Raw genomic sequence first — 22,724 nt, 5'->3', positions numbered from 1 at the left:
GTTTTGAGATGAAAGAATTTTATAATGAAATGAGTGTAAAGAGCCAAAACGGCTTGGAATTTTTCAAAGATTTTGTCTTTGAGCTTGGGATTTCGTGCATAGAAGAGCGCGAGGGCGAGTTTATCGTGCGCGATGAGGATAGCCTAGAAATGGTGAAATTCGCGCTAATCGAATTTAAAGAAGCCTTGCAAAAATCCACAGGGGCGCAAATTTCGCTAGAAATCGAAATTTCGCAAAAGAAAAATCAAGATTGGATAAACGAGTATAAAAAGGGCGTCGAGCCGATCGAGGTGGGTAAATTTTATGTCCGCCCTAGCTGGTGCGAGAGCAGGGCAGGGCTAATAGATATTTTAATCGATCCAGCGCTTGCCTTTGGCTCAGGGCACCACGAGAGCACAAATATGTGTTTGCAAATTTTAAGCGAGATTACCAAAGAGGGCACAAAAGCCCTTGATGTGGGCTGTGGAAGCGGAATTTTAAGTATCGCGATGAAAAAGCTTGGCGCAAATGTCAGCGCGTGCGATACTGACGAGCAAGCCACTGATGCTAGCGTGCAAAATGCGCAAAAAAACGGCGTGAGCTTGGATAAAATTTGGACAGGAAGTATCGCAGGAGCGGGCGAAAAATACGATTTAGTCGTAGCAAACATAATCGCTGATGTGATTTTGATACTAGCCAGCGATTTGAAAAATGCGCTAAATTCTGGCGCACACCTCGTGCTTTCTGGAATTTTAGAAAATTACAAAGATAGAATAAAATCTGTATTTTCGGATTTGCGCTTCGTGAAAATGGAGCAAAAAAACGAGTGGTGTAGCTTTGTTTATGAGAAAGGTGAAAATGAATAATCAAAATAATAAAAATCAACAAAACGGCGGAGGAAATTTTTTCAACAAAAATCCTATTGGTATGTTTGTGGTTTTTGCGCTGATTTTAATTGTGATTTTTAGGGCAATTAGCCCAAATGGTGGCGGTTTTGGCGAGGGTGCGACCCTTGGAAATTTAGGCGTGGGACAGACTAGAAATGTCAGCTACTCAGAGCTAAAATCACAGCTTAAAACAGCTCAAATTTCAATGGTTTCTATCGGCAAAACCACGATAAAAGCCCAAAGTGGCGATACTATGTATGTGGCTCAAAGGGTCGATGATAACGAGCTTGTGAGTATTTTGGAGAGCAGAAATATCCCTTATGGCGCATATAACGAAACAAATTTACTCACAGATTTGCTTTTTAGCTGGGTTTTACCGCTTGTGATTTTCTTTGGAATTTGGATGTTTTTGGCCAATCGTATGCAAAAAAATATGGGTAGCGGTATGCTAGGAATCGGCAGTTCGAAAAATTTAATGAGCGCAGAGAAGCCAAATGTCAAATTTAGCGATGTCGCCGGTGTCGAAGAGGCCAAAGAAGAGGTCAAAGAGATAGTCGATTTCCTCAAAAACCCTGAGCGATACATAAGCTTAGGAGCGAAAATCCCAAAAGGCGTCTTGCTCGTAGGCCCTCCTGGCACGGGTAAGACACTGCTTGCAAAGGCTGTCGCAGGCGAGGCTGATGTGCCGTTTTTTTCGATTTCGGCTTCTAGCTTTATAGAGATGTTTGTGGGCGTGGGCGCAAGTAGGGTTAGAGATTTGTTTGAAACAGCCAAAAAACAGGCGCCCGCGATTGTTTTTATCGATGAGATTGACGCGATTGGAAAAAGTAGAAATTCAGGTGGAATCGGCGGCGGAAACGACGAGAGAGAGCAGACCCTAAATCAACTTTTGGCAGAAATGGACGGCTTTGGCACAGAGTCTAGCCCAGTCATCGTCCTAGCTGCGACAAACCGCCCAGAGACGCTTGACGCTGCGCTTTTGCGCCCGGGTAGATTTGATAGGCAGGTTTTGGTCGATAGACCTGATTATGACGGCAGAATCGCGATTTTAAAGGTGCATATGAGAGATGTCAAATTTGCCCGCGATATCGATATTGAAGAGATTGCTAGGCTAACTGTGGGCTTTGCAGGAGCTGATTTGGCAAATATCATAAACGAAGCCGCGCTTTTGGCGGGTCGTGAGGCGAAAAAAGAGGTCGAGCAAAAAGACCTGCTCGAAGCAATCGAGCGCGTGGCGATAGGATTAGAAAAAAAATCGCGCCGCGTAAATCCTGTGGAGAAAAAAATCGTCGCCTACCACGAGAGCGGTCATGCGCTCATCGCCGAGCTTACCAAAGGCGCAATGCCAGTTAGCAAGGTTACGATTGTTCCGCGCGGGCTTGGCGCAGCTGGATATACGCTAAATTCGCCGTTTGAAAATAGATTTTTGCACCAAAGATATGAAATTTTCGCTGAAATTGATGTTTTACTCTCTGGTAGGGCGGCCGAGGAGGTATTTTTGGGTGAGATTACAGACGGGGCTAGTAATGATTTACAACGCGCTACTGATTGGCTAAAATTTATGGCGGCCAAGGTTGGTATGACAGACGAGCTAGGCTTAATCGTGCTTGAAAAACAGCAATATTCGTTTTTAAACGGTGGTCAGAGCATTAAGGATTACAGCGAGGAAACAGCGGTAAAAATCGACAACTATGTCCGCACGAAGCTCGATGAGCGCTACAAAGCTGTGAAAGAGACCTTGCGAGTTTATGCGCCTGCAATCGAGGAAATGGTAAAAACTCTGTATGAAAAAGAGACCGTCGCTGGCGAGGTTATCGTGGATATTATAGATAAATTTGAAAAAGAAAACAACTTGCCAACGCGTTTGGTGCGAAATTTAGCCAAAGAAAATCCAGAAGAAGAGGCGTAAAATGGAAGAAGAAAGAGGAAAATTAGTATATATTTTGCCAAATCTTTTCACCGCGGCTAGTATATTTTTGGCAATGCTAAGCATTTTTGCCTCGATAAATGGCCATTATGCTAGCGCGATTGCGTATATAATTTTTTCTTTGATTTTTGACGGACTTGACGGGCGCGTGGCAAGGCTCACGCACACGACGAGCAAATTCGGCGTGGAATTTGACAGCCTAGCCGATATAGTGGCGTTTGGCGTGGCACCAGCGGTGCTATTTTATTTCGTAATCGGCAAGGATTATGGGCAGGTTGGCACGCTAATTAGCGCGCTGTATGTGATTTTCGGCGCTGTGAGATTAGCGAGATTTAATGTCACTGTGGGCACCTACGAGCCAAATGTTTTCATCGGTCTGCCGATCCCAACTGCGGCTATTACGATTGCTGTGTGGATTGGTATTTACCTCAAATACGAGGTTTCGTCAGTGTGGGGTGGCGTATTTATCATCGGCATGGCGCTTTTATCGTTTTTAATGGTTAGTAATATCCGCTTCCCAAGCTTTAAAAAGATAAATTTAAAACGGCCAAATGCGATTAAAATTTTGGTTTTGCTCATTGTGGTGTTTTTTTCGTGTTTGTATCTTTTCAAGCTCGAATTCCCTGCATTTATCATCTTGCTATACATAGGATACGGGCTCGTGCGCGCGGGGCTAACGCTTATCGGGGTTAAATTTAACAAACAAAGCAAAGAGAACTAAATAATAAAATTTATCAATTCCAACTAAATTTAAGCTAAAATTGCTATAATCGCCAAATTTTATCAAATGAAAGGGTAGGTTATGGATAAAAATAAAATTATTATTTTTGATACGACATTGCGCGACGGCGAGCAAAGCCCGGGCGCTTCGATGAATACAGAAGAAAAAATCCGCCTTGCACTCCAACTAGAAAAACTCGGCGTCGATGTTATCGAGGCTGGGTTTGCAGCGGCTAGTCCGGGGGATTTCGACGCGATTAATCAAATTGCAAAGGCTACTAGCAAGATTAGGGTTTGTTCGCTATCTCGCGCGCTCGAAAACGATATCAAGGCCGCAGCACAGGCTATCGCGCCAGCGAAATTTCAGCGCATACACACCTTCATCGCTACTAGCCCGATTCACATGGAATTTAAGCTAAAAATGAAGCCTGATGAGGTCATCAAACGCGCAGTTGCAGCTGTGCAATACGCGAAGACTTTCACAGATGATGTGGAGTTTAGCTGCGAGGATGCGTGCAGAAGCGATGTGGGCTTTATGAAGGAAATTTGCGAGGCGGTTATCGGCGTGGGCGCAACTACGATAAATTTACCAGATACCGTGGGATATCGCTTGCCAAATGAAATTTACGCTATTTTTAAACAAATGGTCGAATTTATAGGCGATAGAGCGATAGTATCAGCTCACAATCACAACGATTTAGGACTTGCCACAGCAAACACACTAGCGTGCATTGAAGCTGGCGCGCGCCAAGTCGAATGCACTATAAATGGCCTTGGCGAGAGAGCTGGAAATACTGCGCTCGAAGAGATTGCAATGGTCGTAAAAACCAGAAATGACCATTTCTCGCCACTTTATACAGATATAAATTTCAAAGAAATTTATCCATCAAGTCGTTTGGTCGCAAGTATCACAGGTATCGAACCGCAGCCAAATAAGGCAATCGTGGGCAAAAACGCCTTCGCACACGAAAGTGGAATCCATCAAGACGGCGTTTTAAAACACCGCGAAACTTACGAGATTATGAAGGCTGATGATATCGGGCTGGATAAAAACTCTCTCGTGCTTGGCAAACACAGCGGACGCCACGCTTTCAAGGACAAATTAATCGCCCTTGGCTATGAGTTAGATGACGAGCAATTGCAAGTAGCATTTGAGAAATTTAAAATTTTAGCCGATAGCAAAAAAGATGTCTATGACGAGGATTTAAGAGAGCTCGTAAATGACGAATTTATGGGCGCGAAAACCAAAGCTTACGAGATCGCGCTTCTTAGCTCAAATGGCTGCAACAAAGGCCACGCAAGCGCGGCTGTCACGCTAAATCATGATGAAATTTTGCTAAGCGATAGCGCGCTTGGAAATGGTGGGGTCGATGCGATTTTTAAAGCGATTGATCGCATAAGCAAGGTTAGCGGTGAGCTTAAAGATTATCAAGTCAAGGCTGTATCCAAAGGCAAAGATGCTCTTGCCAAAGTAACCGTTAAGGTCGAATTTGAGGGCACTGGCGCGATTATGGGGCATGGGCTTGATGTCGATACAATGCTAGCCTCAGCCAAGGCTTATGTCGGCGCACTAAATACATATTTAGCTTCGAAAAAATAAAATTCATAAAGTGGCGAAATTTGGGCGAATTTTGCCACTTTTTTAAACTAATTAAAAGCAAAATTTCACTAGAATACCGCACTCAAAATGTTCTTAGTAGGGGACAGATCCGAAAGGCGTTTTGAAATTTTATTTTGGAGACTTTTATGAAAAAAGTTTTGGTTTTACTTTTCGCGCTTTGTGGCGCAGCATTCGCAGGTGAGGAGCTTAGCGCTTATACTCAAATCGTATCATACTCAGCAATCGCTGTTGGTATCGTTCTTGGTTTTGCCGCTCTTGGTGGTGCTGTTGGTATGGGTAATGCAGCTAATGCAACTATCCTTGGTATCGCTCGCAACCCAAGCGTAGCTAGCAAACTATCAACTACAATGTATATTTCGCTAGCGATGATCGAAGCACAAGTTATTTATGCGCTTGTTATCGCATTTATCTTGCTTTTCGCTAATCCTTTTGTTACAGACGCTCTTACAAAAGCAGCTGCGTAATCACTCGCCCGCGCCTTTGCGGGCTCTTTCATGCGACCATGGTGGAATTGGTAGACACGCTATCTTGAGGGGGTAGTGCGCTTCGCGTGTGCGAGTTCAAATCTCGCTGGTCGCACCATAAATTTTATCCAAATTTACTATTTTAAATTCACCCATTAACAAAATTAAACAAAAATCACGCAAAAATAACATTTTTTCCGAATTTTAAGCAATATTATTTGTAAATGTTACATAAATTCAAATTAAATTTATGTAACATTATATACAATTTTACAAACAATTTTTTTTGTTTTGAATTCTTTTTTGAGGAGGCAAAAATGCTTTGGTTTTTCTTTTGTGTAGCGCTTCTGATTGGAGCGTTTTTTACATACGGAAAATTCGTAGAAAGTGTTTTTGGTGCCAGTGCTGAGCGCAAAACTCCTGTGCATGACATGGCCGATGGCGTGGATTATGTCAAAATGTCAGATTGGAAAATCTATCTGATCCAAATCCTAAACATCGCCGGTCTTGGACCTGTATTTGGTCCGATTATGGGTGCGCTTTATGGTCCTGTGGCTATGCTATGGATCGTCATCGGAACGATTGTAGCAGGTGCTGTGCATGACTACTTTTCTGGTATGTTGAGCGTGCGCGCAAACGGTGCTTCTATCCCTACCGTCGTAGGTGTGCAGTTAGGAAACTGGGCGAAACACTTCATGAACATTTTCGCTCTTGTATTGCTCGTGCTCGTTGGTGTTGTTTTTACAACTGGTCCTGCTGGCCTTCTTAAAGGCATTACAGGTATGGAAGCTGGTATTTGGGTAATCATCATTTTTGCTTACTACTTTATCGCGACACTATTTTCAATCGATAAAATCATCGGTAGATTCTATCCGATATTCGGTGCTTTGCTGATTTTCATGTCAGTTGGTCTTACTGTCGGATTTATCGTCAGCGGCAGAAGCTTCTATCCAGAGGGTCTAAATTTCTTCGTAAATATGGATCCAAAAGACCTTCCACTATGGCCATTGCTTTTCGTTACTATTAGTTGTGGTGCGCTTTCAGGCTTCCACGCTACACAATCACCGCTTATGGCTAGATGTATCCAAAACGAAAAATCAGGTAGAATGGTTTTCTACGGCGCAATGATTGGCGAGGGTATTATTGGTCTTATTTGGTGCACACTTGGTCTAAGCTTCTATGAGACCAGAGAGGCTCTTGCAGCAGCTGGTAACCCAGCACAAGTAGTCCATGAGATCTCAAAAACACTTCTTGGACCTGTTGGTGGTATCATTGCGGTTCTTGGTGTCGTTATTTTGCCTATCACATCTGGTGATACTGCGTTCCGTGCGGCTCGTTTGATTATCGCTGATTTTTTCAAAATGCCACAAAGAGATATCGTAAAACGACTTTTCATTGCTGTTCCGTTATTTGCTATCGGTATCGGTCTATCTCAAATCGACTTTGGTATCATTTGGAGATATTTTGGTTGGGCGAACCAAACAACTGCGACTATCATGCTATGGGCAGCGTCAGCCTACCTATACCGCAGAGGTAAATTCTTCTGGGTTACTTTGATTCCAGCAATCTTTATGTCAAATGTCGTAATCGCTTACCTTGTAAATGCGAAAATCGGCTTTAACATGCCTATGACTATCGCGACAGCGGCTGGTATCATCGGCACTATCGTTATCTTGCTACTATTTTTCAGACTTAAAAAAGTTAGCGAAGAATAATCCATAAGGGGCAAATTTTGCCCCTTTTTTAAATTTTGATCCATTTTATGACACAATCTGACATAAAATTTCTCTATGATATTAAAAAAATTAATGGAGTTCATAGATGAAAAAAATGTTTGTTTTGCTTTCGCATACGCTTAGTGATACACAAATCGCCGAAGCTAGGGCTAAATTTGGTGTGCATGAGTTTGTAAATTTGCCTGCGAATTTGCAAGAAGCGTTTTCGTCTGTTCCGCCTGATTTAGACGATTTGAGCGATTTTGCGCGTCCTTTTATGGAATTTTTGTCGAAAAATGCTAAAAATGGCGATTTGGCTGTGATTCAGGGCGATTTCGGGCTTACATATATTTTGGTGGGCTTTTGCAAAAAAATTGGCATAAAGGCGCTTTATGCTACGACTAAACGCGTTGTCTCTGAGAGTAACGAAAATGGCAAAATAAGCAAAATATCGACCTTCGAGCATATAAATTTTAGGGAATATAAATGTTAGATTTGGTAAACTTTTGCATTTTATTTAAAGGTCGCTTGTGAAATACACTAAAATTTCGCTTATCATGCGTGAAGCCCCTCCTTATTTCATTGGTTCGCAGATTCGTGGTGGCCTTGGTGTCGCACTTAGACGGGTGAGCTGTATCAATCCAAAGCAAATTTGCGATGGTTGTTTTGGGGCGCAAAACTGTGTTTATTATGATTTTTTTGAGCGCAAAAACACTTATCACGATTTTAGACTTGATTTTGAGCTTGGGAAAAGCTTTTACGATTTTAGTATTTTTTTGTTTGAAAAATCTTGCGAAAAAGCCCCGTATATAATATCTGCTTTGCATTTGTTACTCAGTAAAATTGGGCTTGGAAAAGATAAAAAAACTTTCGCTAAATTCGACATTTTTGTAAATGAAACTTCTTGCTTTGATGGCGAAAATATTAAACTTCCGCCAAATTTAACCCAAAATATAATTATAGATGAATTTAAAAATAAGCTAAATTTAAAGCTTATAACTCCGCTTCGCATAAAAAAAGAAAATAAATTTATCCGCGATGATAGTGTAGAGTTAAACGATATTATAAAATCTATTTATATGCGACAAATGCGAATTTTAGGCAAAGAATTTAAAAATTTTCCTTACGAAATACAAGGTGAAATTGTAGAAAAAAATCTGAAATTTATCGAATTAACCAGATATTCAAATCGCCAAAAAACCAAAATGCAACTTGGCGGAATAATCGGCGAGATGAAAATTGTGAATTTAAATAAAGAGTGTTATGAAGTTTTGAAATTAGGCGAGATTTTAGGCGTGGGGAAATCCTGCGCCTTTGGTCTAGGAAAGATAGTTGTGGAGAGTAGTGATGAATAAATTTGATGAATATTTTAATGTGCCGAAGTTGGCAAATTTTGAGTTTAAAAAACCCCAGCCAAAAAAATCGCCATTTTCAGATGGTGATATGTGGCTCATAAGTGGCGATTTTTATGGAATTCAAAAGTTTATTTTCGAAGGACTTGGCACAAAAAATGCCGCCAAAGTCTTGCGTGCAAAATCGGCTTTTATACAGCTTTTTAGCGAATTTATCGCCAAATATATTTGCGAAAAATTAGGAATTTCGCACGATAAAATTATCTCGCTAAGTGCTGGAAAATTTGAAATTCTAAGCGATAAAGAACCAAATTTAAGCGAGATTAAAACTAAAATAAACGAGTATTTCATTAAAAATTTTTACGGACTAAGTGGCGTTAGCGTAGTTAGTGTCAAATGCGATAAAAGCGAATTTGCAGACGCAGATAGTTTTAAAAATTTACGAGATAAAATCGCAAAAGAGATAGAACATGCGAAATTTGGCAAATTTGATTTAGCAAAATTTGATAATTTTGCATTGAATTACGATGAAAATATCACAAATCAGACTTTATGTAAAATTTGCAATATTCGTAAAGTCTCAGGCGAAAACTGCGATATTTGCGACCATTTTATCGCTCTTGGGCAAAAGCTTGTCTCGGGTAAAAACGAGAAAATTTCTAGCGAAAATTTAGGCATTAAATTTGACGATTTTAAAACCGATTTAACCTTTGATGATGGCATAAAATCCTATGTCTTTAAAGAAGAAAATGGCGAAATTTGCGAATTTGAAAATTTGGCGCAGTATTCGTGTGGGGATGGCGAAAATGGCGTTAAGGCAATTGGAGTTTTAAAAGCAGATGTCGATGGTATGGGAAATTTTATCAAAGATGGCGGTGTGGCGAAGAGCTATGAAAATTTTTCCGTTTTTTCAAACGGCATAAACGACTTTTTTTCACTTTTTGTGCCAGCTTTGATGAGGGCGAAATTTCCACACACTTACACGATTTTTGGCGGCGGCGATGATTTGTTACTAGTGGGAGCGTGGGACGAGATAATCGCACTTTCGCGCGAGATAAAAGGCGAATTTGAAAAATTTGTAATGCCATTAAATAAATTAGGCTACGGCAAACTAACCATTTCTTTTGGCATAGTTATTTCTAAGCCTAGCACGCCGATTAGTTATCTAGCTGAAATTAGCGAGAGCTTGCTAGAAAAATCAAAGCAGCACATCGATGATGAAAATAAGGAAAATGATAGCAAAGAAAATTTTGTGAAAAAGAACGCTATAACGCTTTTTGGCGAAAGTGCAAACTGGGGTAAGTATTTGGGCGTGTATAAGGAGCTAATGCCAAAATTTGAAAATTTTGCAAACGACGATAGCCTAAATACGGCATTTTTATACAGATTGCTAGAAATTTGCGAAATGAGTAAAAAGGTAAAATTTGAGGATGATTATAAAGCCACAATGTGGAAATCAAAACTAAGCTACGCAATCTCACGCAACCAAAGCGAAAATTTGCAAAATGAGTTTTACGCCGTGCTTGATGAAAAAATAGAAGAAAATCCAAAGGAGACCAAAATGGTAATTTCAGAATTTATTTATAAAAGGAGAAAAAGATAATGAACAGCAGCTTTCAAAATACACACGAAAAAGAGCTACCAGATATCAAATTAGAGCTAAATAAAGACCTTTTTGATACGACAGCAAAAGAGTACGCTTATAGTTTTAATATTAAAAAAACCACTCCAACACAGATGAGAATTTTTTACGAGTATGTGCTTGATTTGTGCGAAAAATCAGAACAAAAGCCATTTAATGAAATTTTACCTTTTGTAAAAATGCTAAATTCAAAGGCAGAATATGCTTTTGGCAGAGATAAAATCGATATGAATTTTAAAAAAATGATTACCGATTGTGTGAAGCAAATAAACGAAAACGACAAAGAAAAGCTTAAAAATTTTAAATTATTTTTTGAAGCTGTTTTAGGTTTCGCAAAAGGTAGAGAATTTAAAGAAAAAATGGAAAAAAATAAAGGGAGCAAAAAATGAAAATCATAGAATTAAATGGACAAATCGAGGTTTTAACTGGACTTCATATCGGTGGTGGTGATGATGTGATGAAAATCGGCGGAATCGACAATGCTGTCGTAAAAACTACAAAAGGTGAGCCTTATATCCCGGGAAGTAGTTTAAAGGGAAAAATGCGAAGCCTTTTGGAGTGGGATTGTGCATTGGTTGGCGTAAGCGGAGGCAGTGTTTTTAGTTCAAAATTTTTGGATAATTCTGTCGTAGATAGGCAAAAAGCCGAAATTTTGCTCAAACTTTTCGGCGATAGTGCAGATACTAGGGGCGAGAAAAATCTCGGTATCACTCGCATTAGCGTTGGAGATTGCTTTGTGTGCAAAGAGCAGTTAGAATTAGCCAAAAGCGACAAAATCAAACTCAGCGAAGCAAAATTTGAAAATGTCATCAACCGCAAAACCGGCACCGCTAGCAATCCACGCCAAAGTGAGCGTGTGCCAAGCGGAGTAAATTTTGATTTTTCAATCAGAGTAAAAATTTTGCCAAATGATAACGAAGCCGAATTTAAAACAATGATCGAGCGTGGGCTTGATTTGATAGAAAAAGATTATCTAGGCGGTAGCGGCTCTCGCGGATATGGAAGAGTGAAATTTCGCGCAAACGAGTGGAAACAACTAGCTTAAAAAGGAGAAACTATGAAGCTTTTTAAAGCCGTAATTTCGCCAAAATCTAGCTTTTTAACCCCGCTTAAAGGCGATACGCTTTTTGGTCAAATTTGCTGGGCTATTAGTTATAAATTTGGCGAAAAATTTTTAAACGATTTGCTTGATAGTTACGATACTGCGCCGTTTTTAGTGGTTTCTGATGCGTTTGTGAGCGGGTATTTACCAAAGCCAAATTTACCACTTTCTATGCTAAATGAGCCTGATTTTGACAAAAATAAAAAAGAAATTCGTAAAAAAATTTGGCTTAGCTTAGATGATTTGCAAAACGGAGAATTTCAAAACGCAAAGAAAAATGATGAAATTTTGCAAAATTTAGAAAAAGAAAACAATAAAAGCACCCACTCTTCGCAGCTAATCATGTATAATACGATAAATCGCCTTAGCTTCACCACGGGCGAGAGTGATGAGTTTGCGCCGTTTAGTTTGCAAGAATTTACCATTAGCGAATGCGATATTTATTTTCTTTTAGATGAGGCGAAATTTAGCAAAGATGATTTACAAAAAACGCTTGAATTTATCGGCAAAATGGGCTATGGCAAAAAATCTACAATCGGCAAAGGTCGCTTTGAGATTTGCGAATTTATCGAGCTTAGCACTCTACAAAGCAGTGCTAAAAGCTTTATGACACTCTCGCCCGTGGTGCTAAACTGCGACGCGGTCAAAAACGCCAAAGAGTGCTTTTATGAGCCGTTTGTGCGTTTTGGCAAACACGGCGGAGATTTAGCAAATTCTAGCCCGTTTAAAAAGCCGATTTTACTAGCAGATACAGGCGCAGTAGTGGTGTATGAGAGCGAAAAAGAGCTTAAATTTATCGGTCGTGCCGTGCGTGGTATCTCAGCGCATGATGCCACACTTCATCAAGGCTACGCCATAGTTTTGCAGGTAAGGATAAAAAATGAAAAAGCGATATAAGCTAAATTTAAAACTTCTAAGCCCCGTTCATATCGGCACCGGTGAAGTTTATGAGCCGATGAATTTCGTAATGGATAAAATCAAAGTAAAAACAAAAAGCGGAGAGATTAAAACAGAGGGGCGTATGTTTGTCTTCGATGAATTTGAGTTTTTTAAAAATTTAAATCCAAACCAAAAGGCGGAATTTACAAAATTAGCTAGCGATATTAGCGCAAGAGCTGTTTTTGGTTTGCATAGTTTCGTCAAAACTCACAAAGATATCGCCAAAACAATCGCTCATAAAAAAATCCTAGCCAAAAATGAAATTTACGAGTATTACGATGAAAAGTGTGGAAAAATAGTGCAAAGCAAGGGCGGAGGGTTTGATAATTCGAGGCAAAATTTTAAAGAATTTAATAAATTTGCTATCGAAAAAACCTACACTTCGCCAAATTCTAATAAAGCCTTGATTTTGGGAAGTAGCCTAAAAGGCGCAATTTCTACGGCATATCAAGAAATGCTTTATAAGGAAAAGAAAATTAGCAAAACAAAAATTACGCAAAATTCGGCAAGTGAGCAAATAAACGAAATTTTTAAAAATTTGCTTCTTAGCGACAGCACCGAGGCTAAGGGGACTTTCGTGGGCAAGGCGATTAATTTCAAACGCTTTAAGGAAAGCAAACAACCATTATATAAATTTATCGAAGCGATTTTGCCAAAGCAAAATTTAGAGTGTGAAATCACCATAAATGGTAGCGAAAATTTAGATATTTCTCGTATAGCTCGCTCGTGCAACGACCATTATTTGCCAATTTTTGAAAGCCTATTTAAAGGCGAGTTGGCTCACTATGAATTAAGCGATAAATTTAAAGATGAATTCGCGGATTTAAAGCCACAAAAAAATCAATTTTTGCTTTGCGTGGGCAAACACGGTGGTGCTAGGGCTGTTAGCATTGATGGACTAAGAAATATAAAAATCATGCGTGGCAAGGGCAAAGCACCTAGCTTTGAAGATGAAGAGACCACTTCGTGGCTTATAAATTCTTTGCCGTTTGGTTGGGTTTTATGCGAATACAATGAAATTTAAAGGATAGAAAATGAGCGAAAATTTAGAGAAAAAAAGAGTTGTGATTACGATTTTAGGTATGGCTGGCGGCAATGATAGTGCAAAAAAGGCTAGTTATTATTTGGAAAATATGGAGTTGAATACACACTTTGAGTATTTTAATACTTTTCCGTTTTTATGTGATACTTTTGGTTATAATTATGATATTGTGGCGGTTTTTACACAAAGCGCAAAGCAAAATAACCATAAAGTGATTGAAAAAACCGATTTTAGAAAAGAAAATTCAAGGCAAATTGCCTTAAATTCACTACAAAACGGTTACGAGATAGACGACACAGACTATGATAAAATTTTTCAAAAAATAAATGAAATTTTAAATGATGAAAAATATGGTGAATTTATTATAGATATTACACATGGATTTCGCCACTTGCCGATTTTGACGATGGTTGCGATGATGATAGCAAATTTTAAAAATACACAAAAAATAAAGCACATATTTTTTGCAAAAGAAAAAGAAAAAAATGAAATTTATGAAATCGTTGATTTGAAAGAATATTTAGATATCGCAAATATTTCATTTATTTTAAGTGAATTTGGCGATAATTATACTGTCTCAAATCACATAAAATCACCTAAATTTGAAGATCTATTAAAAGCATTAAACGATTTTTCAAACGATATGATGGCATTAAATGTTGGAAAATTGCAAATTTCACGAAATAATTTAATTGAATATTTGGAAGAAGTAGATGACGAAGCAATTAAACAACAAGCCATAAATTTAAAAATAAAAATTGAAAATTTAGCCGATTTTAACGCTAAAAGAAGTGAAATTTTATACAAATTAGCAAAAGATATGTTTGATAAAAATTATCTACTTTTATCGCTTGCTGCACTATTTGAGAGCACGAGAAGTTATATAGTCGAATTTATGTATAAAAATAATAATGAAATAATGCAAAAAATAGAAGACTTGTATAAAAATAAAAGTGATAGAAAAAATTATCTTATAGATAAGTTTTGCAAAAATACTCTTAAATTTTTTCCTAAAAATAAAAATAATGTATATGCTGAATTTTTAGATAGAACATCTGAAAAACATGAAAAATTAGAACTTACTAATAAAGAAATAGACAGAATTTTATCATCATTAAAAAAGTTAGAAAATAGAAATAAAATAGTAAGTCTTTATGAAAAAATAGAGACAAAACGAAACGACCTAGCCCATGCAAATTCTAGTGGAAAAACTTTTGAAAATATCAAAAACGATATTAAAACGATTTTTGATAAATACGAAAGTTTAATAACACACAATTAAAAGGATAAGTAATGCAATCAACACAAAGAGTTCTTTGGATTTTAAAACAACTTAATGACTATGGTCGAATAAGCATTAGCGAGATAGAAGAATATATGGGAACTAGAAATCGTCAAAGATATATAGAAGATATTAGGGCTATTTTTGGTGCAGATAATTGTAAAAAAGAAGGTGATTATTATTTGGCTCCGACTGGGAAGCTTTTGCAGTTTGATCCATCTGTTTTCACAGCATTGGCTCTAATTTCAAATATGCTAGATGATTCTCAGCGCAAATTTATCTTTAAAAACATTGACGAAAAGACTCTTGCTGCTATTAAATCTAAGATGAATATCTTGCAAGAAAACTATAAATTTCTCTCCAAGCCTTTCGAGGAAGTGAGCCTAAAAACCCTAGAAGAGCTTAAAATTCCGCTTGAAAATTCGCAAAAAATCTCGCTTAAATACGCTGGCGAGAGTATGCTCATCAAGCCTTATAAAATCGTATTTATTGATGAAAATTTCTACCTTGCCTGCCTAGATGAAGGCGACGAGTTTAAAATGCTTCGCATTTCGCATATCTCAAATATCGCCAGACAAAAAGACACTTTTAACAAAAAAGCCAGCGTCAAAAGATTTATCGATAGCCACATGCAGACCTCTTGGACAAATTTTAAAAACTTTGAAGCAGACGAGATTATCGATGTCAAACTGCGTGTGGATAAAGCTGTGGCGCGGTATTTCACGGATAAAAAGCCGTTTTTGCGTTCGCAAAAAATCGAGTGTGAGTGCGAAAATGGCGATAAAATCGTCAGCTATCGGATAACGCAGTTTATGGAGATCAAACCATTTATCAAAAAATGGCTTCCAAGTATCGAAGTTATCGAACCAGCTCAACTACGAGATGAGATTTTGGGCGAATTGCGCGAGTATTTAGAGACTCAAAAATATTAAAATTTTCGACATATTATGTCGTTTTTAGGTGCTATAATTTTGGCAATTAAAGAAAAAATCTTAACAAAGGAGCCAAAATGTTTGAAGCTATTTTTAAACCTCTTCCTGAGACACCAAAGACACTAATCGAGATTATTGAAACTATCATCGATGAGATAATTGAAGACTCGGTTATAACATATTGATTTTTAATCCGTAGATTTTCGCGAATTTACTATGCGATTTTTCTTGCCGTTGTTGTGGTTATAAGCAAAGCGATAAGAAAATCTACGAGTATAAAAATTTGATAGATTTATGTCATATTATGTCATAGGTAAGTGATATAATTTTTCAAACAAATCAAATTTCAAAGGAGAAAAAATGTTTGATTCTATTTCAGAAACTCTTGCCGATATACTAATCGTGATTGTTGAAACCGCTGCCGAAGCTATCATCGAGGTAATTGAAGACTCTGTTGATAGCAATAAGAAAATCTAAGAGTATAAAATTTGATAGATTTATGACATATTATGTCATAGGTAAGTGATATGATTTTTCAAACAAACCAAATTTCAAAGGAGCCAAAATGCCTATATTTCTATCACCATTTGCAAAAGAGCTTATTGTAGCGGTTGCTTGCACTGTTGCTACTGTGGCTACAAAAGAATTAATAAAAAAAATCAAAGAAGACTAAAAATCTAAGTGTAGCCTAGTTTCAGATAGCGGTAGCACGCATTAGCATGGTAGATTTTTTGCAAAAATTATCCTTGTTTTGAGCGTCGTTTTCGCTCCTGAATTGTATTTTTAATATGACATGCTGTGTCGTTTATTTGTGTAAAATTTAATTTAAAATAAAAAACTTGCACTAAAAAATGCGTTTTGCGCAAATATTAGTATTTTTTAAATTTGCTTTGTTGCGTGTAAGTTTAGTTTGATTTAGCATATATTTTGTAGAAAAATTTTAGATTTTTATGACAAAATATGTCAATGTGGCAAGGTATAATACTTGCATATTGAGCCAAATTAAATATGATAAAAACTATACAAAAGGAGACAAAATGACAAAAAAACAAAATAAAGAACCATGGATTGAAATACTAAATCAAACAGATAAGGTTGTTAATAGCGCACAGCGTTTGTCTAATAGTGCCGGAGATTTTGCGCGATCTTTAAATAAAAAACATATTGATATTAAGCAATACAGACACAAATCTACTAACTTAAATAAGGTATGCGTTTTTGATATCGATTTAGACGAAAGCGCCTTAATGCAAATTATTACAGACTATATTCAGACAGAAAATATAACAGATGAATATACGATTGGGTTGTTATTTGCAGAACCAGAGAGCTGTATGGATAGAAAAACATTTATTAGATACTATGGCAGATACAAAAAAAATCAAATTTGCGAATACACACGCAATGAGCCATGCGCTAAATCTGATTTTGCAAATATATGCGATAATGTTAGTTCTGGGTTAAAGGTAGTAGCGGGCATTCTTGGCGTATTGGTTGCTTCTCGTTCATTATATGAGCACTGCTCTAAAAGTAGCGCCTCCAGAGATTTTTCAATAGGTTACGCCTACCGGCGGCTGGTAGGCCAAGTGATATAATTTTTCAAATAAATCAAATTTCAAAGGAGAAAAAATGCTTATATTTCTAACACCATTTGCAGAAAAGCTTATTGTAACGGTTGCTTGCACTGTTGCTACTGTGGTTACAAAAGAATTAATAAACGAGTTCAAAGAAGACTAAAATTCAAGCACGGCCTATTTTTCGATAGTGACGATATGTGTTCGTGAGACAGATTTGGACAAGCTGTGGGCGAAGTTAAAAATTTATAGTGCGTAAATTTGCCGTCATTGCGAGGCGTATAACGCCGAAGCAATCTAGTGAAATTCAAATAAATTTTAATTTGCAAACTAATTTTGATAAATCAAAATTTCCATCGCCAAATTTTGCTTCAAACCCCCAAAATTTCGCGTGATTTAACCCGCTTTTTAGCCAAATTTTTATATAATTCAAACTTGTTCTTTAACTTAATATTTGTTTAATTTAAAGATAAAAGTTTCGTTTAAGAATTAAATTTTCCGTTTTGCGAGGTTTGCGCCATGTTTTGGCTTAAAATTAGCTTATTTCCTATTTGTAAGTTTGATTTAAGAATTCAAAACGCCCAATCTATCGCAATCGGATGCTATTACATACTGACCCGAATTTAAGGGGATTGAAACTACAGCGCATAGCGTTAAGTATGGAGCTCCCGTTATTACATACTGACCCGAATTTAAGGGGATTGAAACTGTCCGTGATACTTAATCTCTGTTTTCATTGTTTATTACATACTGACCCGAATTTAAGGGGATTGAAACCGTCCATAGCTTCTTCGAGTACTTCGTACTCGTCCTCTGTATTACATACTGACCCGAATTTAAGGGGATTGAAACCCATTAGTTAAGTGTAAAGATAATAATAAAGAATTACATACTGACCCGAATTTAAGGGGATTGAAACTTCAATAAGTTTAGTAGGTTGAACATAGATAGATTACATACTGACCCGAATTTAAGGGGATTGAAACTTAATTTTTAACATATTTTTATCCTTTCATTATTACATACCGACCCGAATTTAAGGGGATTGAAACATTAAACTTAAAAGTCAATAAAAGTAAAGATAAATTACATACTGACCCGAATTTAAGGGGATTGAAACCTATACTCGTTGCCTTGTACATGTATATGATAGATTACATACTGACCCGAATTTAAGGGGATTGAAACGTTGTGTTGTAGATATAAAAAGAACAGATATAATTACATACTGACCCGAATTTAAGGGGATTGAAACTTTATTTGACTTCGCAATTTCTCGCGAATCCGTTTATTACATACTGACCCGAATTTAAGGGGATTGAAACGTTGTGTTGTAGATATAAAAAGAACAGATATAATTACATACTGACCCGAATTTAAGGGGATTGAAACTAATCTATGTGTGTATGATATACTTCTTGAACAATTACATACTGACCCGAATTTAAGGGGATTGAAACAACTCTTCTGCAGGAGTTAAATCGTCTGGCAGAATTACATACTGACCCGAATTTAAGGGGATTGAAACATGTCGATAAAGTGAAATTTGTTAATAGTTAAAATTACATACTGACCCGAATTTAAGGGGATTGAAACTCTTTCGAGAAGTAGTGTTGATAACGAGCTGCTAATTACATACTGACCCGAATTTAAGGGGATTGAAACTCTTTCGAGAAGTAGTGTTGATAACGAGCTGCTAATTACATACTGACCCGAATTTAAGGGGATTGAAACTATTGTTTTTGATAAATGTTTTAATAGCTTCCATATTACATACTGACCCGAATTTAAGGGGATTGAAACCCCATAAGAAAGCATATGTCATAGGTAAATCTTTATTACATACTGACCCGAATTTAAGGGGATTGAAACAGTTTTGCTAAACTACCAGCTACTTTTTGTTCATTACATACTGACCCGAATTTAAGGGGATTGAAACACGAAATTAAATTTGTTAATTGTTATTTGAGTTTATTACATACTGACCCGAATTTAAGGGGATTGAAACTTTATCATAAGCTGACCTACATTGCCAGCCCAGATAATTACATACTGACCCGAATTTAAGGGGATTGAAACCCTAGAGCTACCTCACCAGCGCTCCAAGAAGAACTAGATTACATACTGATCCGAATTTAAGGGGATTGAAACTTCTCCTTGTTGGCTATTTGTTTTTTTAATTTTAATTACATACTGACCCGAATTTAAGGGGATTGAAACAATGACAATGGATACCAATTAGGGGTTGATACTCATTACATACTGACCCGAATTTAAGGGGATTGAAACTGATAGAGTATCACTGTTTTTTGTATATATTACGATTACATACTGACCCGAATTTAAGGGGATTGAAACTCCAGTGTACTTAATCTTTTTCTCGCCGTCGCGTATTACATACTGACCCGAATTTAAGGGGATTGAAACATGCCTACTAGCATCACAGTAAAAAGTGTTATGATTACATACTGACCCGAATTTAAGGGGATTGAAACACTTCTTTTTGGCACAACTCTAATAATATGTCAATTACATACTGACCCGAATTTAAGGGGATTGAAACACCTTTTGGTTTATCCAGTCTATGAGATTTTTTTGATTACATACTGACCCGAATTTAAGGGGATTGAAACCTAGGTTTGATAAGATAAATTGGATTTTTTTTATTACATACTGACCCGAATTTAAGGGGATTGAAACTTAGATTTTTTGATATATAGAAGAGCGTTATTATCATTACATACTGACCCGAATTTAAGGGGATTGAAACCTGAGTTTTCTACAATTTCGATTGCTGCCTCTATTACATACCGACCCGAATTTAAGGGGATTGAAACTAGTCTATTGTGTCCATAAATAACTGAAACATAGATTACACACTGACCCGAATTTAAGGGGATTGAAACATTGTGAAATTGTAGAGTTACTAATGGATTTAAGCTTATAGAAATGGAGATAAGTCAAAATTAGCGAAAATTTATTAATGATTTTAGCGCCATTTCGTATATCTATTTTTATAATAATTGGTATATTAATTATGGCTGTATATGAAAAAATATTTCATAGAACCAAATGGATATAAATACTATGACAGATTGCATTTTTGAAAATACAAGAAAGTATTATGGATTTTTATGTGTGTTGTTTTATTGCATACTGGTTTAATTTTAAAAAGATTGAAATTAATCTAAAATTTTGTAAGTATCATTTGTAATTGCGAGCTCGGCGTTGTAATCCATAGAAATTTAAATAAATTTTACTGGATTGCCATGCTTTTTTCGCTCGTTCGCAATGATAAATTTAAGCGTTTGTAAATTTAAAAATTCTCTGACACATTGTGTCATACAAAAACCATATAATTCCTTCAAACAAAATTAAATTGAAGGAGGTTGTAAAATGCCTTTGATGGTATGGATTATTGCTCTGAGATCACCGGCTGTTATCAATGCTGTAATTTCTTCAGCTTTGGTTATATATCAGATTTTAAATTCTGATGACGAGTAGGATAGGTTAGTCAAAATCTATCTGAATAAAAATTACATATCGACCCGAATTTAAGGGAATTAAAATCAAGGAGGATATTATGCTAGTAGGTAACAATTTAGAGTTAATAAGAGTCATTTTAAACACAATAGTGGGTGCGGACTTTAGGACTATTTATAAACCTCTCCGAGAATTAATCAAAGATATGGATAAAGACATATCGGAAGGTAAATTAACTCTTCTAGAGAGCTTTAAAAAACAACTCAAAGAATATGAGTATAGTCTAGGCAAGTATCTATATGATAGGACTTGCAACGGAAATCCTTTCGTTTATCAGAAAAAACTAACTTTGGAAGTTCTACCTGATGGCGAAAACTCAGACGAGAAAAATCAATACTATATGTGGACTTGGTCAGAAAACGACAAAATAATTGCGAGTGGCTCTGATATACCAGACTTAGGAAAGGTAATATCAGACATCTATGTTGCTCTTACACCTGACATAAGAAGTTCTGTATTCGAGGAAATCGAAAAGCAATTCAACGCCAGGGGTTAGAAATCGAAGGTCTTATCGCCAATACATGGAATTACATACTAACCTGAATTTAAATGATACATATTTTATTTATGCCCATAGATTACTTTGGCGATAAATTATCTTGTAATGACAAATTAGAGCATCTAATAAATCATCAACGATAAATTTGACAAATTTAAAATTTTAAAAATTCTATGACATATTGTGTCATACAAAAGCCGTATAATTCCTTCAAACAAAATTAAATTGAAGGAGTTTGAAATGCCAATAGTTTTAACTCCGTTTTTAAAACAGATCATTATCGCTGTCGTAGTTGCTGTCGCGACCACCATAACCAAAGAGTTGTCGCAAGAACTCAAAAAAAATTAAAAGCAATGAAAACATACCTCATTTGCTACGACATAAGCGATGAAAAACGAGCGCGCAAAGTGCGCAAGATCGCGTATTCATACGCACTTGGCGGGCAAAAATCAGCACTTGTCGCGCCACTGTCGCAGTGTGATTTGCAGAGCTTATGGTATTTTCTGAGTAAAGTAATCGCACCTGAGGATAAAATCAACATAATCGAAGTTGGCGCCCGTGCGCTGATTTTGGGCAAGGAATTGCCGCTAGAATACGAGAAGGAGGGGATAATCGTATGAAAAGCGTGATTGTAAAAAGCAAAATTTCTACTTTTAAAATCGATGGCAAAAGGCTCATTATAAACGGCGCTTCCGTGCCGTTTCGATTGATAGATATGCTAATCATCACCCAAGATTGCGAGATTTCATCAAAAGATATTGTAAGTTTAGCTAGCGAAAATATCGCGGTTTTGTTTATTTCAAGCACAAATCGTCATTTCGCGCTGACCTTGCCGCAGTTCGCTAAAAACAGCGAGCTCAAACTCGCACAGTATCGCACAAGTACGCAAAATTCAATGGAGTTTGCAAGGTGGATATTAAGGCATAAATTTATCTCTCATAAAGAATCTTTGGCAAAATTCGACATAAGCTTAGATATCGATGAGGCGCTAAATTCGCTCCAAAATGCCCCGACAAAGCAAAGTTTGCTAGGTTTGGAGGGGTGCGTGGCTAGGAGGTATTTTAGCGAGTATTTTGGGCTTTTTCCGCGAAATTTAGCCAAAGGCGAGCGTTCTAAACACCCGCCACAAGATCCGATAAATGCGATGTTAAGCTTCGTATATACGATTTTTTATAACCAAATCACGGTTGGGCTGTATATGGGTGGATTTGATCCTTCTATTAGTTATTTGCATACGCCAAATCGTTCGCACTATGCACTAGCAAGCGATTTACTTGAATTTTTTAGAGCCGAGATAAATGGCTTTGTGGCGGGGTTGTTTTTGGATAAGCTTTTTTGTATAGATGATTTTTGTGCAAAGGGTGGAGTGTATCTCAAAAGTGAGGCTAGGGGGAGATTGTGGGAGCATTTCAACCCTTTTGCTAAGGAGCTAGAACCTAAAATTTCAGAAAAAATGTCGGATTTGAAGTTTTTGATAAACAAACTCTGCGCTTAATGCCTGAAA

The 22,724-nt window shown here is 37.1% G+C and carries 19 protein-coding genes, 1 tRNA gene and 1 CRISPR repeat array; all 20 genes read left to right on the top strand.

Annotated elements, in window-relative coordinates; genetic code table 11:
* Positions 1-8 precede the first annotated feature (8 nt).
* Positions 9-845 (top strand): 50S ribosomal protein L11 methyltransferase, encoded by an 837-nt coding sequence (locus OFO00_RS01290; protein WP_270864578.1) that lies wholly within the window; start codon positions 9-11, stop codon positions 843-845.
* Entirely contained in the window at positions 838-2,775 is a 1,938-nt protein-coding gene (ftsH, locus tag OFO00_RS01285) for an ATP-dependent zinc metalloprotease FtsH (protein ID WP_270864577.1), read from the top strand. The genes OFO00_RS01290 and ftsH overlap by 8 nt, the downstream gene beginning before the upstream one ends.
* 1 nt (position 2,776) lies before the next feature.
* Positions 2,777-3,514 carry a CDP-diacylglycerol--serine O-phosphatidyltransferase gene (gene pssA, locus OFO00_RS01280; protein ID WP_270864576.1) on the top strand — a complete coding sequence of 246 codons (738 nt, stop codon included), beginning with the start codon at positions 2,777-2,779 and terminating at the stop codon, positions 3,512-3,514.
* Positions 3,515-3,595: 81 nt separating this feature from the next.
* Positions 3,596-5,113 (top strand): 2-isopropylmalate synthase, encoded by a 1,518-nt coding sequence (locus OFO00_RS01275; RefSeq protein ID WP_270864575.1) that lies wholly within the window; start codon positions 3,596-3,598, stop codon positions 5,111-5,113.
* Between the two features lie 146 nt (positions 5,114-5,259).
* A complete protein-coding gene (atpE, locus tag OFO00_RS01270) occupies positions 5,260-5,598 on the top strand; it encodes an ATP synthase F0 subunit C (RefSeq protein WP_270859398.1) in 339 nt (112 codons plus the stop codon).
* A 32-nt stretch (positions 5,599-5,630) separates the two neighbouring features.
* Positions 5,631-5,716, top strand: a tRNA-Leu gene (locus OFO00_RS01265).
* 199 nt (positions 5,717-5,915) lie between these two features.
* A complete protein-coding gene (locus tag OFO00_RS01260) occupies positions 5,916-7,313 on the top strand; it encodes a carbon starvation CstA family protein (RefSeq protein WP_270859151.1) in 1,398 nt (465 codons plus the stop codon).
* 106 nt (positions 7,314-7,419) lie between these two features.
* A complete protein-coding gene (gene csx20 / locus OFO00_RS01255; protein ID WP_270864574.1) occupies positions 7,420-7,806 on the top strand; it encodes a CRISPR-associated protein Csx20 in 387 nt (128 codons plus the stop codon).
* A 37-nt stretch (positions 7,807-7,843) separates the two neighbouring features.
* The gene (gene cas6, locus OFO00_RS01250) at positions 7,844-8,668 is read left to right on the top strand and encodes a CRISPR system precrRNA processing endoribonuclease RAMP protein Cas6 (protein WP_270864573.1); all 825 of its coding nucleotides are present in this window, start codon (positions 7,844-7,846) and stop codon (positions 8,666-8,668) included.
* Entirely contained in the window at positions 8,646-10,268 is a 1,623-nt protein-coding gene (cas10, locus tag OFO00_RS01245; RefSeq protein ID WP_270864572.1) for a type III-A CRISPR-associated protein Cas10/Csm1, read from the top strand. The genes cas6 and cas10 overlap by 23 nt, the downstream gene beginning before the upstream one ends.
* Positions 10,268-10,696 carry a type III-A CRISPR-associated protein Csm2 gene (gene csm2, locus OFO00_RS01240; RefSeq protein ID WP_270864571.1) on the top strand — a complete coding sequence of 143 codons (429 nt, stop codon included), beginning with the start codon at positions 10,268-10,270 and terminating at the stop codon, positions 10,694-10,696. The genes cas10 and csm2 overlap by 1 nt, the downstream gene beginning before the upstream one ends.
* Complete coding sequence (gene csm3, locus OFO00_RS01235) at positions 10,693-11,352, top strand: type III-A CRISPR-associated RAMP protein Csm3 (RefSeq protein WP_270864570.1); 660 nt, start codon at positions 10,693-10,695, stop codon at positions 11,350-11,352. Before csm2 ends, csm3 begins: the two co-directional genes overlap by 4 nt.
* Before the next feature lie 12 nt (positions 11,353-11,364).
* On the top strand, positions 11,365-12,306 hold the full coding sequence (gene csm4 / locus OFO00_RS01230; RefSeq protein ID WP_270864569.1) for a type III-A CRISPR-associated RAMP protein Csm4: 942 nt from the start codon (positions 11,365-11,367) through the stop codon (positions 12,304-12,306).
* A complete protein-coding gene (locus tag OFO00_RS01225) occupies positions 12,290-13,372 on the top strand; it encodes an RAMP superfamily CRISPR-associated protein (RefSeq protein WP_270864568.1) in 1,083 nt (360 codons plus the stop codon). The genes csm4 and OFO00_RS01225 overlap by 17 nt, the downstream gene beginning before the upstream one ends.
* Before the next feature lie 10 nt (positions 13,373-13,382).
* Positions 13,383-14,672: a TM1812 family CRISPR-associated protein gene (locus OFO00_RS01220; RefSeq protein ID WP_270864567.1), complete on the top strand. Its 1,290-nt coding sequence runs from the start codon at positions 13,383-13,385 to the stop codon at positions 14,670-14,672.
* Between the two features lie 11 nt (positions 14,673-14,683).
* Positions 14,684-15,604 (top strand): helix-turn-helix transcriptional regulator, encoded by a 921-nt coding sequence (locus OFO00_RS01215; RefSeq protein WP_270864566.1) that lies wholly within the window; start codon positions 14,684-14,686, stop codon positions 15,602-15,604.
* 1,037 nt (positions 15,605-16,641) lie between these two features.
* Positions 16,642-17,199, top strand: a complete 558-nt coding sequence (locus tag OFO00_RS01210; RefSeq protein WP_270864565.1) for a hypothetical protein — start codon at positions 16,642-16,644, stop codon at positions 17,197-17,199.
* Positions 17,200-17,782: 583 nt separating this feature from the next.
* Positions 17,783-20,084: a CRISPR direct-repeat array (repeat unit 35 nt; unit sequence ATTACATACTGACCCGAATTTAAGGGGATTGAAAC).
* A 677-nt stretch (positions 20,085-20,761) separates the two neighbouring features.
* Entirely contained in the window at positions 20,762-21,217 is a 456-nt protein-coding gene (locus OFO00_RS01205) for a hypothetical protein (protein WP_270864564.1), read from the top strand.
* A gap of 356 nt (positions 21,218-21,573) precedes the next feature.
* On the top strand, positions 21,574-21,840 hold the full coding sequence (cas2, locus tag OFO00_RS01200; protein WP_270864563.1) for a CRISPR-associated endonuclease Cas2: 267 nt from the start codon (positions 21,574-21,576) through the stop codon (positions 21,838-21,840).
* The gene (cas1, locus tag OFO00_RS01195) at positions 21,837-22,715 is read left to right on the top strand and encodes a CRISPR-associated endonuclease Cas1 (protein ID WP_270864562.1); all 879 of its coding nucleotides are present in this window, start codon (positions 21,837-21,839) and stop codon (positions 22,713-22,715) included. Before cas2 ends, cas1 begins: the two co-directional genes overlap by 4 nt.
* Positions 22,716-22,724 lie beyond the last annotated feature (9 nt).

Source organism: Campylobacter sp. VBCF_04 NA7 (assembly GCF_027737405.1).
In the GTDB taxonomy this organism is placed as follows: Bacteria; Campylobacterota; Campylobacteria; order Campylobacterales; family Campylobacteraceae; genus Campylobacter_B.
Note: the sequence above shows the minus strand (reverse complement) of the source record. Positions and strands in the feature narration are given on the sequence as shown.